This window comes from Aquimarina hainanensis (genome assembly GCF_042684685.1).
In the GTDB taxonomy this organism is placed as follows: Bacteria; Bacteroidota; Bacteroidia; order Flavobacteriales; family Flavobacteriaceae; genus Aquimarina; species Aquimarina hainanensis.
In genome coordinates this window covers 310,489-327,338 of sequence record NZ_JBHULX010000039.1, presented here as the reverse complement: position 1 = coordinate 327,338, position 16,850 = coordinate 310,489, and the positions used below count along the sequence as shown (strand labels likewise).

Below are 16,850 nucleotides of genomic sequence, written 5' to 3'. Positions count from 1 at the left end.
ACACAAAAATCTTGTTTTTACAAAAAAAAGAACTAGACAAAGAATGAAAAAAATCAAAATAGGCGGTGTTCCAGAGCACTTTAATTTACCCTGGCATCTAACAATTGAAGAGGGTTCATATGAAAAAAATAATATTTCCTTAGAGTGGACCGATTTTCCTGGAGGTACCGGAGCTATGTGTAACGCCTTACGAGAAAAAGAAATTGACATTGCAATCATCCTTACTGAGGGGATTGTAAAAGACATAACAGAAGGAAACCCCTCTAAAATAATACAAACCTATATAGAGACCCCTCTCATATGGGGTATTCATGTAGCAGCTGATACCGAGTACACGCAAATTTCTCAAATAGAAAATACAAAGGCAGCAATTAGCCGGTATGGTTCTGGATCACATCTTATGGCATACGTCAATGCACAGCAAAACGGATGGGATACCAATCTACTTTCTTTTGAGGTTATAAAAAATCTAGATGGAGCGATTGAAGCTTTAACCGATCATCAGGCGGACTACTTTATGTGGGAACACTTCACTACCAAACCATTAGTCGATAAAGGAATCTTTAGAAGAATTGCAGATTGTCCAACCCCATGGCCCTGTTTTGTAATTGCTGCCAGACAGGAAATTATAGATACTTATCCGGATGAACTTCTCAATATATTAGAAATAATCAATACAACAACAGCTGATTTCAAAAGTATACCTAGTATAGATAACACATTGGCTATCCGATATGAACAGCAAATAGAAGACATTCAAAAATGGCTTCAAATAACAGAATGGAGTCAGAAAAATATCGCTCCTGAAACGATAGAAAAAGTACAAGAGCAACTATTATCTTTACAAATCATTGAAACAAAGATCTCCTATGATACATTAGTTCATTCTTTTTAAAGAAACTACTTTGTGATACAAACACTACAGAATAGTAACGTAAACTATATTTTTAAGAATAGTAATCGTTTGATTATTGACTAAATGCATAAAAATCTGCTTTTTATAGATAAAAAAGCCCCCTTAATCGGTGATTGTGTTAAATAAAACACAAAAAAACATTATCAAAAAACTAAATAATACAACAAAATACACTTAAAAGTAAAAAAAAGAAGCACTATTCCGTTAATATCTTAATTAATTGTGAAAAATGAGGGGTTACGTAACATTTATATGGTATAACCACAAACACAACCCCTATTTATTTTGTACATTTGACCCGAATTACCCCACTGAATATGATTTAAGTGCGTCTATGACGCAACCATTTATGAAATAATGTATCTAGTAAGTAACTAACAATCTATTTATGGTAACATTTCTATTAATATTAGCAGGACTCGTAGTTCTAAATTTTGTTTTATTAAAATTCAGTGTACACTCTGTAGATGCTGGTAAGAAAAACAAAAAGAACCTTAAAGAAGTTAGATCTACAGCCAGTGATAAAGAATCTATCTCTGAAGCAGCATAATTAATTTTACCCCACTTTTTTATTTTACCAATCTATTTTCGATTTTCCAATCGAAGCTAAATATTCATTTGCTTTACTAAAGTGTTTATTTCCAAACCAGTAGCCTCTGTTAGCACTCAATGGAGATGGATGACCACTTGTCAAAATTTTGTGTTTTGCACTATTAATTTTTGCTCCTTTCTTCTTTGCATACCCTCCCCATAGCATAAAAACAACGCCTTCTCTATGATTTGATATTGTTTGAATAACAGAATCTGTAAAAACTTCCCACCCTTTTCCTTGATGGGAACCAGCCTGATGCGCTCTAACCGTTAAGGTAGCATTTAATAATAACACTCCTTGCTCTGCCCAACGAATCAAGCTTCCATGCGATGGAAATGGTCGCTGCAGATCTGTTTCTATTTCTTTAAAAATATTAATTAAAGAAGGAGGCATAGCAATACCTTCATTTACAGAAAAACACAATCCATGTGCCTGTCCTACTCCATGATATGGATCTTGCCCTATAATCACTACTTTGACATTCTCAAAAGAACAATGATCAAATGCTGCAAAAATCTCCTTCCCTTTTGGATAACAGTTTGTCGATGAATATTCATTCTTAACAAAAGAAACAAGTTCTCCGAAATAAGGCTTTTTAAATTCGTCTCCCAATTGTTTTTTCCAGCTATCGGCTATATTTACCTCCATAATTCTTTATAAAAAAATTCTGTAATTGTTTACTTTTGCTTGATTCAAAAAAATAAGCCGGAAGATACCTCAAAAAAAGGGTAAATAAAAGTATGATTCGTATTTCAGATAAAACATTAAAAGATCTTGAATTTGATATAATTCTTTCTCAGATAACAGAATTATGTACTACTGACTATGGAAAACAAAAAGTAGCACAAATCACTCCGTTACCTGATAAGGAGAGTTTACACATTTCTTTACAGCAAGTAGCTGAGTATAAATCTTCCAGTCTGCAAGATGCCAGAATACCGAATCATGGGTTTGATGCTATCAATAAAGAAATACAGCTTCTCAAAATAGAAAATACCTTTCTGGAGGCTTCTAATCTCAAAAAAATAGTTTCCATTAGTATTACTGCGAATGAATTACTTTATTTTTTTAGAAAATACAAGGAACTCTACCCTATTCTGCATCAGACGTCTTCTGCACTTCCTTTTACAAAGGAAATTATCGTATTAATAGAGGCAATTATTGATAAGTTTGGAGAAATCAAAGATAATGCCTCTGCTACTCTACAAGGACTTCGCAGAGAAATTAACAGTGTACAAGGGAAACTTAACGGCAGCTTTGGAAAAGATCTGGCTCGTTATAACAGTTTTGGTTATTTAGATGATATTAAAGAGAGTGTAGTTGATAATCGCAGAGTATTAGCCGTAAAAGCTATGCATAGGCGAAAGGTAAAAGGAGCTATCATGGGAAATTCCAAAACTGGTAGCATTGTATATATCGAACCTGAAGCTACGCTACAATATAGTCGGGAATTAGCAAACCTCAAATATGAAGAGCGTGAAGAGGTTGTTAAGATTCTTAAAGAGCTAACCAATAAGTTACGACCGTTTACCGACTTACTTCAGGAGTATCAAGAATACCTTAGCAATGTTGATCTAATCGCTGCAAAAACAAAATATGCATATCTGATTAATGGAGTACTTCCCAAAATAACCGAAGCCAAGGAGGTTACTCTGAAAGATGCTTACCACCCACTTCTATACCTAACGAATAAAGAAAAAGGTGAAAAAACGTATCCTCAAAGCATTTCTTTGGATCCTACGAATAGAATTATTGTCATCTCAGGACCAAATGCCGGAGGAAAAAGTATTACACTAAAAACAGTGGGACTCTTACAGCTTATGTTACAAAGTGGAATATTGATTCCTGTCCATGAATATAGCCGTATGTGTATTTTTGATCGGATATTAACGGATATTGGAGATAATCAATCTATAGAAAATCATCTTAGTACATACAGTTACCGATTAAAAAACATGAATTACTTTCTAAGAAAGTGTAACGACAGTACCTTATTCCTTATCGATGAATTTGGTACCGGAAGTGATCCGGAATTAGGAGGAGCGTTAGCAGAAGCTTTCTTAGAATATTTCTATGATAAAGAGTCTTATGGAATTATCACTACACATTATGCGAACCTGAAAATGTTGGCTAATGAATTACCGCATATGACCAATGCTAATATGCTTTTTAATGCCAAAACATTAGAGCCTCTTTTTAAATTACACCTAGGAGAAGCCGGAAGTTCTTTTACGTTTGAGGTAGCACAAAAAAATGGAATACCATACAATTTGATTAATAAGGCTAAAAAGAAGGTTCAGCGTGGAAAAATTCGTTTTGATAAGAGTATTGCTGATTTACAAAAAGAACGCTCCAAACTACAAAAAACTACAGATAACCTAAAGAAAAAAGAGCTAGAAGCAATTACTGAAAAAGAACAGTTAGAAAAAACCAATCAACGTATACAGGAGAAATTGGAAAGCTATCAAGAATTATATGACAGTAACCAGCGGATGATCTATCTGGGACAAAAAATAAATGACCTGGGAGAGACTTATTTTAATAATAAAAAGAAAAAAGAGCTCTTTGCTGAATTTTTTAAAATTATACAAGTAGAAAACTCTAAAAGAAAGAAGCAACATCCCAAACAAAAAAAAGCTGAAAAGGTCAAAAAAGAAAAAATTGTCAAAGAAGTTGAAAAGAAAGTAGCCGTTATTCGGGAAAAGAAAAAGGAAGAAAAGAAGAAAGAAGAAAAAATTGCGGAACAAAAACCAAAAGTAGTACTTAAAATTGGTGACCGGGTTCGAATGATAGATGGAAAATCTGTAGGAACCATCGATAGTATTGAAAAAGAAAAAGCAGTAGTGAACTATGGTATATTTACAACGAATGTTTCTCTGGAACAACTCGAATTTGTGCAACGAAAAAAATAAGCGTTTAGACAGTAGCAGTATTCCTTAATAAATCTACAGTAATCAAATCATTTTTTTAGTTAGAAATCAGTATATCAAAAGACCAATTACAGGATCAGTCAGGAATTATAGTTAGTCCTGCAACAAACCTTAATTTCTCTTTAAAAAAATATGGATACCCTATTAGAAGAAATAAAAAAATGCAACTATTGTTTATCTAAATTTACCAAATGGAGTAAATCCGGTTATTACTGCTCACCCTAAAAGTAGTATTATTATAATAGGACAAGCTCCAGGTAGTATTGTACCATAATAGTACCTCTTCGCAAAAAAGTACAGCTCAGTAAGATTTACATTCATAACTCCATTTGCCTTTCAGCCAATAATAATTTTTACATGGACACCTCTTGCAAATAACACCTTACCTATCTCTTTCTTCTTTAAAACGTAATCTACAAGCTTCTTCGCTACCTAACTCCGCCGTAAAACTGAAAATAGTCATAAAACCTAAGTCTTTGTTTGATACAGCAGTATAATTGATATAGAGGTAATTATGGATATCCAAAAATAGTACTGATTTATCCCAAATTATATTTATTAATTTACTAAATAAGTGTTAATATTTTGTTAATTAACTGTTAATTAATAGATAATTAGGGCTTAATTTAATTAAACATATATTGGTATTTTCTTCTAAAATTTTCTTCGATTTCGACATTCTTATTTTTAGTAAAATCCTTTTATTTTCAATAACGCAACAGTGTTGCATTATTGAAAATCAAGAGGTAACATAACAGATCCTATAATAAAAATTAAGCTATAACCATCTTGTTGTTACGTTTTTACCATATTTATTTATTTGAATTAATCTTTACTTTTGACTAACAAATTTTAATAAGAGCTCAACATTAAAATAAACAAATTAACTTTAAACACAAAAAATCAAACAATAATGCAAACTCAACTGAAAATTTTAACTACACGAACAGTCTTTTCTGTCTTCTTTTATAGTGGTGAATAAGAAATCGATAAACACCATATACATTTGGCTGAAAAAAGTATAAAACTACTTTTAAAAATAGTGGAATTAACTTCATAGATAATTTAGATAAGCTTATCAGTACGTTGAATTCCCATCTTGCCAAAAAAATAAAACATATTTATTTAAAAATAGGCATCTATTTTTGAATGAAGTGATTTGAGTTTTTCTATTCGCTGTAAAAAATATCTTTTTTACCTAATTTCTGTCTTTTTCCTACTTTATAGCAGTGCTATGAAGTGTTAAAAGCACCGTTTTTTATATTGAATTAAAAAAGTTTAAACTACTTCTATAACAATTTTACAAACAAACATCATGCAAAACATAATATATAAAATAGCACCATTGATGTTACTGTTTTTTGCAGTAAATGTCTTTGGGCAAAAACAATCAGATACTTTCTATTACTACAAAGGAGAAAAATTCTTTTTAGATATAGATACTAAAACTATTTCTATTTCATTTGAGGGAGAAAATTCTATTAACTCTTTTAAATCTTTGCGTAGTAATTCAATAAAAATAAAAGAAATAGTTGAAGATAATTCGAGAGCTACTTTAGTTTCATTAGATGCTAACGCAAATTCTAAGAAAGCTGTAAAAAGCTATTATATGGAAGTGTCTACAAGCAAAAATATAACTATAGCAGATTATTATAAAGAGATCGAATCTTATAAGAAATTACCTAATATTTTAATGGTTTCTCCAACATATACAACAAAGAGTGGAGGAGAATTAGGGTTATCAAATAATTTCTATGTAAAACTTAAAGATAAAAACGACATTGATATTCTCTATAAAAAAGCAAAAGAGATGGATCTAGAAGTATTAGGTCATGATAAGTTCATGCCGCTTTGGTTTACGCTTTCTGTAACATCCAAAAATAAATTAAATTCAATACAGCTTGCTAACATTTTTTACGAAACAGGTTTATTTGAGAGTACAGAACCTGCTTTCAGGTATCACAATATAGAAACTTCGAATGATACTTATTTCAATAACCAATGGTCTTTAAATAATACAGGGCAGAATGGAGGAACCGCAGGAATTGATATCAAAATAGAGGAAGCTTGGAGCATAACTACTGGAAATCCAAGTATCAAAACAGCTGTGTATGATCATGGATTAGAAATGAATCATCCAGATTTACAGGCTAATGTTTACGGAACAGGGTTTGACGCTAATAACGGAACATCCCCAGCTACAGTAAGAGGAAGTCATGGAACTGCTTGTGCTGGTATTATAGGAGCTGTTAAAGACAATAATTTAGGAATTTCGGGTGTTGCACCTACTTCAAAATTAATGTCTATTAGTATAAATCTTAAAAATTCAGATACTCCGTCTCAATTAGCAAGTGGTTTTAATTGGGCATGGCAAAATGGAGCAGATGTGATTAGTAATTCTTGGGGAGGATATGCCCCATCAAGCATTATAGATAATGCTATCAAAAATACATTAACTAAAGGTAGAGAAGGAAAAGGTTGTGTCATTGTTTTTGCTGCAGGTAATGAGAATAACACAAATATTCGATACCCAGGAAATAGTAATCCAGATTTATTAATAGTAGGAGCAATGAGTCCTTGTGCAGAGCGTAAAAATCCAAACTCTTGTGATGGAGAGAGTAATTGGGGGAGTTGTTTTGGAACCCAATTGGATATTGTAGCTCCTGGAGTAAAAATGCCTACTACAGACAATCAGGGGAGAAATGGATATTCTTCAACAGATTATACGCAAACTTTTAACGGAACTTCATCGGCATGTCCAGTAGTAGCAGGAGTTGCAGCACTAATATTAAGCGTTAATCCAAACTTAACATTTAGTGAGGTAAATACAATTATCGAGCAATCTGCTCAGAAAGTAGGAACATATAGATATGCTACTACAGGAGGGCGTCCAAATGGAACTTGGAATAACCAAATGGGGTATGGTTTGGTTGATGCACATCAAGCAGTCTTATTAGCTCAAGGTAATTCTGATTCTCAAGCTCCAACTGCACCATCTAATCTGGTCTCTACTGGAAAAACTAAAACTAGTGTAAGTTTAAGTTGGACAGCCTCAACAGACAATGTAGGAGTAACTGGATATGAAATTTATCAAGATGATGTTGTAGTTGCGACAGTAGTAACAACTAGCGAAACAATTAATGGACTCACAGCAAATACTACATATCGTTTTAAAGTCAGAGCAAAAGATGCAGCAGGAAACTATTCGGCATTTTCTAATATCATTTCTGTTAAAACATTAGAAGATACAGGAGGTGATTGCCAGAAAGTAACAGGGGTAACAGCTACTGATATAAAAGATGTGTCGGCTACTATTAATTGGAATGTTGCAGATGGAACGACTACTTATATTGTGGAATATAAAAAGACTACTGCTAATGCTTATACAATAGTTGAAGCTACATCAAACACTTTAGGGTTGAAAAATCTTAGTCCGGAAACAACCTATCAGTTACGTATAAAATATACCTGTACAGGAACTACTGGAGATATCTGTGAAGGGGTTGCTCCATGGAGATCAGGAGTAAATTATCAGCCTGGAGACAAGGTAGTATATCTGAACACCTTATATCGAAAAACCAGTAATAGTTGGGAAAACTTAGGAAGATGTGGTACTACAGGAAATGCACAAGGAACAGATGCTCCGTATTCAGATATAATAACATTTACAACCAAGAAAACTCCCGGAGGAGGAATTTGTGATGGAGTAGCACCATGGAGGTCAGGCGTGAGATATCAACCTGGGGATAAGGTAGTATATAATGATACCTTGTATCAAAAAAATGCTTCAGGAGGTTGGGATAACCTAGGTTCATGTAATGGAAGTAAGATGCTAACCTCTATGACATCATCCCCTCCATTAACCACAGAACTAGCGATTTATCAGGAACCATTCTCTGGTACGTTATCAATTTCTCTGCCAGAAGCACTACTTAAATCATCATCATATCGCATATTTGATGTAACAGGAAAAGTTATTATGAGCGGAGAAAAAGCTAAGAAAATAGATGTAGGAACGATAGAGAACGGAATGTATATTTTAAAAATCTCATCCGGAAAGAACAGTTATGTAAAACGTTTCGTGAAACATTAATAATCTAGCCATATAAAAAACCAAAAAGCGCCTTAAAAAAAGGCGCTTTTTTATTCTAGGAGGGTTTAATACCCCTGGGCTTGCCTCGAACGGAAAAAACTAGTAATCTTGAGTGTTAGCTCAAGCACCCACATATATAAAAGTCATAATGTTTCTTTGTTTTTATATCATTTGGTTTGGTATATTTACAACGAATGTTTCTCTGGAATCACTCGAATTTGTACAACGAAAAAAATAAACGTTTGGACAATAGCAGTATCTCTTAATAAATCTACAGTAATCAAATCATTTTTTTAGTTAGGAATCAGTATATTAAAAGACCAATTACAGGATCAGTCAGGAATTATAGTTAGTCCTGCAACAAACCTTAATTTCTCTTTAAAAAAAGTATGGATACCCTATTAGAAGAAATAAAAAAATGTAACTACTGTTTATCTAATTTACCAAATGGAGTAAATCCGGTTGTTACTGCTCACCCTAAAAGTAGTATTATTATAATAGGACAAGCTCCTGGCAGTATTGTACATAAAACAGGGATTCCGTGGGACGATAAAAGTGGTGAACGATTGCGACAATGGCTGGCTGTTGATAAAGAGACGTTTTACACTCCAGAAAAATTTGCGCTTGTCCCTATGGGGTTTTGCTACCCGGGTAAAGGAAAAACCGGAGACCTTCCTCCAAGAAAAGAATGCGCCCCACTATGGCATAAAAAAGTACTATCTGCTATCCCTGATAAAAAACTAATCATACTCATTGGTACATATGCACAGTCTTATTATCTCAAAGATCTCAAGAAAAGTACACTCACCGATACCGTAAAAAATTTCAGAACGTATTTACCAACCTACCTACCTCTTCCCCACCCCTCACCCCGCAATAATATCTGGCTTAAAAAAAATCAATGGTTTGAAAAAGAGGTATTGCCGGAAGTTCAAAAAATAACGGCTCAGATATAATATAGACCTCATAAAATTCCCTCTTTACTAAGTCCATATTGGCACATACACATGTTATTAAAAATAAAAGGCTATGTAATTTTTGTTATCAGAAATCAAAGTCTTTTTGTAACTTAGTTGCATTAACAAGAGTGTTTTGTGATTTTTATCTCACAAAAACGAATATAATTAGCACTATATAAAATCACAATTAACTCAATTAGTCTATTAAATTTTTAATTACATCAATATGGAACATCAAAAAAATGTTATGACAAACTCAGAGACTCTAGCTACTATTACAGAAAAAGAAATTCTAGCCGCTCAAAAAGCATGGGGAGAAGGCATTGTAAAAATTGGTACTGTTTTTCAGGAAAATGGAGATTATCAAGCAGCTGCAACCGAGCATATTAATGAGTTTTACAACTATAAAGAAGGAGAAGTTTTATTTAAACCAACTCTTGTGTCAGCTAAACAATTCCGAAAAAACTTTGAAGGTGCTTTATCTTATTTTATCGGAGGGAATAAAAGTTTTTCAGAAGATCACGGATTCGCAATAAAACCATGGTCAGCTGTTCGATGGGAAAATATTGGAACCAAAATTATTGGTAATATGGCTGTTGCAATGGGAAATTATTATTTTACTCCTGTGGCAGGAGGAGATGATGTAAAAGTGGAATACTCATTTGCCTATACTAAAAATAGTCAAGGAGAATTAAAAATTATTCTTCATGACTCTCATATTCCTTATTCGCCAGTTGCCGCAAGCTAATGAAGTTACTATTCAATACATCATGCAGTATGTAATTAGTATGAATTATATGACCACAGTAAATACAACAATAATTACATCATACATAATAACAGCTTTATTACCCCCTCCTATGGAATAAAAAATCAACGACCTGATAATATCTATTAAGTATCATTCATTGTTTTATGAATTAAGATAGCAAACAGCTATACACAAATCAAAAAATTATTAAAAACACTTTTATTTTGATCTCCCCATAAAATCAATTATTTTAGCATAGCACTCTTATCACCTCTCACATGATTTTAGCATAGTTTAGAACTAATAACAACTATCTGGAAGGACAAACAACCATGATAACGTTTGTACGGATTAAAAGACACGATAGTAAATACTAATTTTTAAAATTAATTTGATATGATTGTTTGGTCAGGAAGAGGTATTTTTTCAGCAATATTATTTATACTAACACTAGTAGGAAGTTTATACATATTACCTAAAGAGTATGATGACTATGGATTTGTCATTGCAGCTTTTTCAGCAGCTCTTTTTAGTTGGTATTTCGGAAAAAAATGGAATATCGACAATGCAAAAATTATTAAAGATAAAACAACGGGGAAGCTATTTACCATCAAAAATCAGCACACCTTATTTTGGATTCCCATGCAATACTGGGGTGCTCTTTTTTCTATTTTGGGAATTATTATTCTCATTCAGAACGCTGCTGTACTTTATGCAGGGATCGCTAGCTTTATTCTTATTTCATTAGTTGTTATAACCTATCTTAAAAAACCGAAAACAAACACTGAAAAAAAAGAAACTACCACTTCTACCAAAAAGAATACGACCACCACAGAAGTTGTTTCGGACTTAAAAAAAGAAAGTACTGTAAAAAAAGAATTCAAACCTTCTGACCATACTAAGTTCATGCCGAAATAGAATCTTTTACAACAAGTATTCATTACTAAAATCTTAATCATTCATTACTGGAAGACAGAAGTATCGTCTCCCTACTTAAACTCGAGTAAACATCTTTTTTCAGCAGAGAAACCCATCTCATTCTATCAATATTCTGATCACTGCTGAAACCACTTTTGTGCAGGTACTCTTACTTTAAAATTTCTTTAAACAGGAAAAACTATCTTGTTAAAGTAACCTTAAACATAAATCGTACGAATTTTATCTTTTTATATTTGAGATATATCAATAACTTATCTGTCTTACTAATGATGCGAAAATTATTTATTTTTCCTATAGCTATTCTTATAGGTACTTTATCAGTATATGCCCAACAACCTAAAAAACCCAATGCTGTAGAAATTCACGAAGCCATTAAAAAATTAAATTTTTTGGGTTCTGTATTATATGTTGCAGCACATCCTGATGATGAAAATACCCGTTTGATTTCTTATATGGCTAATAAAGTAAAAGCCAGAACCGCATACCTCTCTCTTACTCGAGGAGATGGTGGACAAAATTTAATTGGTCCCGAAATCAGAGAATTATTAGGAGTTATCAGAACAGAAGAGTTAATGGCTGCCAGAGCTACTGATGGAGGGGAACAGTTATTCACCAGAGCTAATGATTTTGGCTATTCCAAACATCCTGATGAAACCTTAGATATATGGGATAAGAAAGAAGTTTTGGCAGATGTTGTTTGGGCAATTAGAAAATTCAAACCCGATGTAATTATTAACCGGTTTAACCATAGAACCCCTGGAACTACTCATGGTCATCATACTACTTCTGCTATGCTAAGTGTAGAAGCTTTCGATATTGTCAATAAAAAAGACCAATATCCGGAACAATTAGATAAGGTAACACCTTGGCAACCTAAACGGTTGTTTTTCAATACTTCATGGTGGTTTTATGGAAGTAGAGAAAAGTTTAAAAACGCTGATAAGTCAAACCTGATTTCCTTTGATACAGGAATCTATTACCCAACCTCTGGATTATCTAATACTGAAATTGCATCATTAAGCAGAAGTCAACACAAATCTCAAGGGTTTGGTAGTACAGGAACAAGAGGAACCCAATTAGAATATATAGAACTTATAAAAGGAACATTCCCTAAGGATTCAAAAAATATATTCGAAGGAATCGATACCAGCTGGAATCGCATTAAAGGAGGGAAAGTCATTGGTACAATCCTTCATCAGGTAGAAAAAACATACGATTTTAAACAACCAGAAAAATCAATTCCACAATTACTTAAGGCATATCAATTAATTCAGTCATTAGAAGATACGCATTGGAAACAGGTCAAAACAACCGAAATAAAAAATATTATCGCAGCAGCAGCAGGAATATACCTGGAAGCAGTTGCCAATACCTCTACCGCTACTCCTGGAAGTCAATTAGAAATTAATATCGAAGCAATTAACAGAAGTACTGCTCCATTTACACTTGCGCAAATAGACATTCCTGCTTTAGGAATTTCTCATCCTATTCAAAAAGAGTTAATCGACAATAATAAATACAGCTACAAAGAAACCGGAACTGTATCCAATACCGAAAAATATACAAGCCCTTACTGGTTAGAAAACAAAGGAACACTAGGAATGTATCAAGTTGCTGATCAGAATCATATCGGAAATCCAAGAACATCACGAATTATACAAGCTAACTTTATACTAACTACAGGAACTTATCAAATTCCGTTTATAAAAGAAGTGGTTTTTAAACGAAATGACCCTGTAAAAGGTGAAGTCTATCGACCATTAGAGATTGTCCCTGAAATTTCTGTCAGTATTAAAGACAAAGTCATCATCTTCGCAGATGGATCTTCTAAGCAAATTCCTGTAAAAATTGCAGCTAGTAAAAACAACCTTACTGGAACACTGCGCTTATCGCACCCACAAGGATGGACGATCACTCCTGAAAATGTTCCTTTGAGTTTTAAGCGAAAAGGAGAAGAAAAAAACATCACTTTTACGGTAACTCCACCTGCAGAACAACACGAAGGGTATTTAGTCCCAGAAGTACAGATAAATACTAAAAAATTTGATAAAGAAATCGTTACCATCGATTACGATCATATCCCCTATCAAACTGTTGTACTCCCATCTGAGACAAAAGTTGTTCGGTTAGACATTAAGAAAAAGGGGCAGCATATCGGATATATAGAAGGTGCCGGAGATATTGTCCCGGAAAGCTTAGAGCAAATAGGATATTCTGTTCAGGTAATAGACCCACAGACCATTACCAAAAATAACCTAGCACAATACGATGCCATTGTTATTGGAATCAGAGCTTATAATACCATAGAAGCATTGGTACAAAAACAAGAACATTTATTACGCTATGTAGAAAATGGAGGAAACCTGATCGTACAATACAATACGAGTCACCGATTAAAAGTAACAGACAAATTAGGTCCTTATAAATTAGCATTATCCCGGGATCGGGTTACCGATGAAAATGCCACAGTTTCTTTTTTGGCTACAGACCATCCGGTACTGATGCAACCCAATAAAATCACTCAAAAAGACTTTGAAGGATGGGTACAGGAACGAGGGCTGTATTTCCCCAATCAATGGGCCAAAGAATACCAGCCAATTTTTGCGATGCATGACAAAGGAGAAACAGAAAAAAAAGGCTCGCTGCTCGTTGCTAAATACGGGAAAGGATATTACGTATACACAGGACTTAGTTTCTTTAGAGAATTTCCTGCCGGTGTATCAGGAGCATATCGCCTTTTTGCCAACTTACTTTCTCTAGGAAAATAATACATATACATATGGAACAAAAATTCATCTGGAAAAAACATTATACACTTGTACTGATAGCCAATGCGATATACATCCTGTTGTTCTATTGGATCACACAGGGATTATCATAAATTAATGTTTAGCAAACCAGTTCGGTACAAGCATACCGAACACTATTTAGAAAATGAATGCTAGTTTCGGAGCAAGTCCTGAAGCATTTACATCTCGATATTATTGAGTAAAAAGAAACATTTATGCATACAATAGACTGGATCGTTCTTATAGGAACATTATTATTTATCGTTTTATACGGGGCATGGAAAACAAAAGGAAGTACTACCGTACAAGAATATATCAAAGGAGGTAGTGAGGCCAAGTGGTGGACTATTGGACTTTCTGTAATGGCTACTCAGGCAAGTGCGATTACTTTCTTATCTACACCCGGACAAGCCTTTCATAGTGGGATGGGATTTGTACAATTTTATTTCGGACTCCCCATAGCTATGGTTGTCATCTGTATGATATTTATTCCTTTATATCACAAAATGAAGGTCTATACAGCCTATGAATTTCTCGAAGGGAGATTTGACTTAAAAACAAGAACACTAACAGCCATTCTTTTTCTTGTTCAAAGAGGATTAGCAGCTGGAATTACCATCTTTGCCCCGGCAATCATCTTATCAGCAGTATTAGGATGGAACCTAACACTCTTAAATATTGTTATCGGAGTACTTGTTATTATGTATACCGTATCAGGCGGAACAAAAGCCGTTAGTGTCACCCAAAAACAACAAATGGCAATTATATTCACAGGAATGTTTATTGCTTTTTTTCTTATTGTAAGCTATTTACCTGAAGATATCACGTTTAACAAAGCCTTAAAAATTGCAGGAGCCAGTGGCAAAATGGAAGTATTGGATTTTTCTTTTGATTTTAATAATCGATATACGTTCTGGAGTGGGATAATAGGAGGTACATTTTTAGCCCTCTCCTATTTTGGAACTGATCAAAGTCAGGTACAGCGATACCTCTCTGGAAAATCAATCAGGGAAAGCCAAATGGGATTGATATTCAATGGCTTATTAAAAGTCCCTATGCAGTTTTTTATCCTTCTGGTAGGAGTGATGGTATTTGTTTTTTACCAGTTCAATACTTCGCCTCTCAATTTTAACCCTGTTGCTAAAACTGCCGTTGTATCATCAGCATATAGCGATGAATATCAACAATTGGAAAAAAATCAAATTGCTTTTCAAACTTTAAAACAGGAAGCAATTCACACCTTCAATAATGCCGAGGAAAATAGTTCTGCTAAAAATATTGCCAAATATCGTATCGCTAACTTAGATGCTTCAGAAAAAATTGTCCGAGAAGTAGCTAAAGTATTCATTAAGAATGCAGATAAAGATATCGAAACCAATGATAAAGATTACGTATTCATTCACTTTATCCTTACGAATCTTCCACGGGGATTAATTGGTTTATTACTAGCGGTTATATTATCTGCTGCCATGTCTTCTACAGCTTCGGAATTAAACGCCCTGGCTTCTACTACAGCCATAGATCTGTATAAACGTAATGTTACAACTCCCAGAGAGGAGACTCATTATGTAAAAATGTCTAAGCTTTTTACTTTGTTATGGGGTATTCTGGCAATTTTGGTCGCTTGTGTTGCTAATTTATTTGATAATCTAATTCAATTAGTCAATATTATAGGTTCTATTTTTTATGGGAATGTTCTTGGAATTTTCTTATTAGCTTTCTTTATCAAATATGTAAAAAGCAACGCTACATTTACTGCTGCTATCATTACACAGATTATCGTAATTATCGGCTGGTATTATGATTGGATGCCATATTTATGGTTAAATCTGTTCGGTTGTATATTAGTATTCATTCTGGCATTGCTAATTCAATCAATAACTCCATCAAAATCAAAGGCTGGAATAAATGGATAAAACAATACATTGGGGCATATTAGGATGTGGATCTATTGCGCGAAAATTTGCACAAGACTTACAAACAGTTCCTAATGCTCAATTAACTGCTGTAGCAAGCAGGAGTACAGAAAATGCTCAAAACTTTGCTAATCAATACAATGCCCGAACCTATTACACATCTTACGAAACATTGTGTAAGGATGACAATATCGATATTATTTATATTGCTACTCCTCATGTTTTCCATCATGAGCAGACACTTCTTTGTTTACATCATAAAAAAGCAGTGCTATGTGAAAAACCATTTGCGATGAACAAAGAGCAAGTTCAGGAGATGATTACACTTGCTCAAAAGAATAAATTGTTCTTAATGGAAGCATTATGGACCTATTTTTTACCACACTATCAAGAGCTGTTGTCTATTATTAACAATAAAGAATTAGGAGCAATCCGATCTTTAACGGCTGATTTTGGATATTACAGTACTTTTGATCCTGATAGCAGAGTCTACAACAAAGCGTTAGGAGGTGGTAGTCTTCTCGATATTGGTATTTATCCTCTTTTTGCTGCGCTAAGCATGATTGGTTACCCTGATGACATACAAGCTTCCGCGAACATGACTTCAACCGGAGTAGATGAGAATTGCCACATTAAATTACAATACAAAAGTGGAGTTTCTGCCAGTTTATATAGTACGATTACTAAAAAAACAAAGACAGAAGCTATCCTTGTTTTTGAAGAAGGAACCATACATATACATTCACAATTTCATAAACCAACCAGTTTTACTATAGAAAAAAATGGTAAAAAAGAAACAAGAAAATTTCCTGTAACCACCTTCGGTTATAATTTTGAGGCAGCACATGCTCAAGAAATGCTTTTGGCAGAAAAAACCGAAAGCCCAATAATGTCTTTTGATAAAAGTCTGCAATTGATACAATTATTAGATCAGGTACGACAACAAATAAACCTTATCTATTAAA

11 protein-coding genes and 1 pseudogene are annotated in these 16,850 nt (G+C 33.7%); 10 read left to right on the top strand and 2 right to left on the bottom strand.

Annotated features, from left to right (window positions below; genetic code table 11):
* Positions 1-43 precede the first annotated feature (43 nt).
* Both ACFSTE_RS17425 and ACFSTE_RS17420 read left to right on the top strand, forming a co-directional pair.
* A complete protein-coding gene (locus ACFSTE_RS17425; RefSeq protein ID WP_378254665.1) occupies positions 44-895 on the top strand; it encodes a substrate-binding domain-containing protein in 852 nt (283 codons plus the stop codon).
* 409 nt (positions 896-1,304) lie between these two features.
* Positions 1,305-1,466 (top strand): hypothetical protein, encoded by a 162-nt coding sequence (locus tag ACFSTE_RS17420; protein ID WP_176030387.1) that lies wholly within the window; start codon positions 1,305-1,307, stop codon positions 1,464-1,466.
* A 24-nt stretch (positions 1,467-1,490) separates the two neighbouring features.
* On the opposite strand, the gene ung is transcribed toward ACFSTE_RS17420, so the two are convergent.
* Entirely contained in the window at positions 1,491-2,156 is a 666-nt protein-coding gene (gene ung, locus ACFSTE_RS17415; RefSeq protein ID WP_176030388.1) for a uracil-DNA glycosylase, read from the bottom strand.
* A 92-nt stretch (positions 2,157-2,248) separates the two neighbouring features.
* On the opposite strand from ung, the gene ACFSTE_RS17410 reads away from it, so the two are divergent.
* Positions 2,249-4,420 (top strand): endonuclease MutS2, encoded by a 2,172-nt coding sequence (locus ACFSTE_RS17410; RefSeq protein WP_378254663.1) that lies wholly within the window; start codon positions 2,249-2,251, stop codon positions 4,418-4,420.
* Positions 4,421-4,707: 287 nt separating this feature from the next.
* On the opposite strand, the pseudogene ACFSTE_RS17405 reads toward ACFSTE_RS17410, so the two are convergent.
* Positions 4,708-4,901: pseudogene (locus tag ACFSTE_RS17405) on the bottom strand (IS1595 family transposase); the annotation flags it as partial.
* A gap of 852 nt (positions 4,902-5,753) precedes the next feature.
* On the opposite strand from ACFSTE_RS17405, the gene ACFSTE_RS17400 reads away from it, so the two are divergent.
* From ACFSTE_RS17400 to ACFSTE_RS17370, 7 genes are all read left to right on the top strand, one after another.
* Positions 5,754-8,531 carry a S8 family serine peptidase gene (locus ACFSTE_RS17400; RefSeq protein WP_378254661.1) on the top strand — a complete coding sequence of 926 codons (2,778 nt, stop codon included), beginning with the start codon at positions 5,754-5,756 and terminating at the stop codon, positions 8,529-8,531.
* 389 nt (positions 8,532-8,920) lie between these two features.
* A complete protein-coding gene (locus ACFSTE_RS17395; protein WP_176030391.1) occupies positions 8,921-9,487 on the top strand; it encodes a uracil-DNA glycosylase family protein in 567 nt (188 codons plus the stop codon).
* Between the two features lie 229 nt (positions 9,488-9,716).
* Complete coding sequence (locus tag ACFSTE_RS17390; RefSeq protein ID WP_176030392.1) at positions 9,717-10,238, top strand: phosphoribosyl-AMP cyclohydrolase; 522 nt, start codon at positions 9,717-9,719, stop codon at positions 10,236-10,238.
* Between the two features lie 399 nt (positions 10,239-10,637).
* On the top strand, positions 10,638-11,159 hold the full coding sequence (locus tag ACFSTE_RS17385; protein WP_378254657.1) for a hypothetical protein: 522 nt from the start codon (positions 10,638-10,640) through the stop codon (positions 11,157-11,159).
* A 290-nt stretch (positions 11,160-11,449) separates the two neighbouring features.
* A complete protein-coding gene (locus tag ACFSTE_RS17380) occupies positions 11,450-13,948 on the top strand; it encodes a PIG-L family deacetylase (protein ID WP_378258894.1) in 2,499 nt (832 codons plus the stop codon).
* 236 nt (positions 13,949-14,184) lie between these two features.
* Positions 14,185-15,885 (top strand): sodium:solute symporter, encoded by a 1,701-nt coding sequence (locus ACFSTE_RS17375; RefSeq protein WP_378254655.1) that lies wholly within the window; start codon positions 14,185-14,187, stop codon positions 15,883-15,885.
* Complete coding sequence (locus ACFSTE_RS17370; RefSeq protein WP_378254653.1) at positions 15,878-16,849, top strand: Gfo/Idh/MocA family protein; 972 nt, start codon at positions 15,878-15,880, stop codon at positions 16,847-16,849. The genes ACFSTE_RS17375 and ACFSTE_RS17370 overlap by 8 nt, the downstream gene beginning before the upstream one ends.
* Position 16,850: the final 1 nt, after the last annotated feature.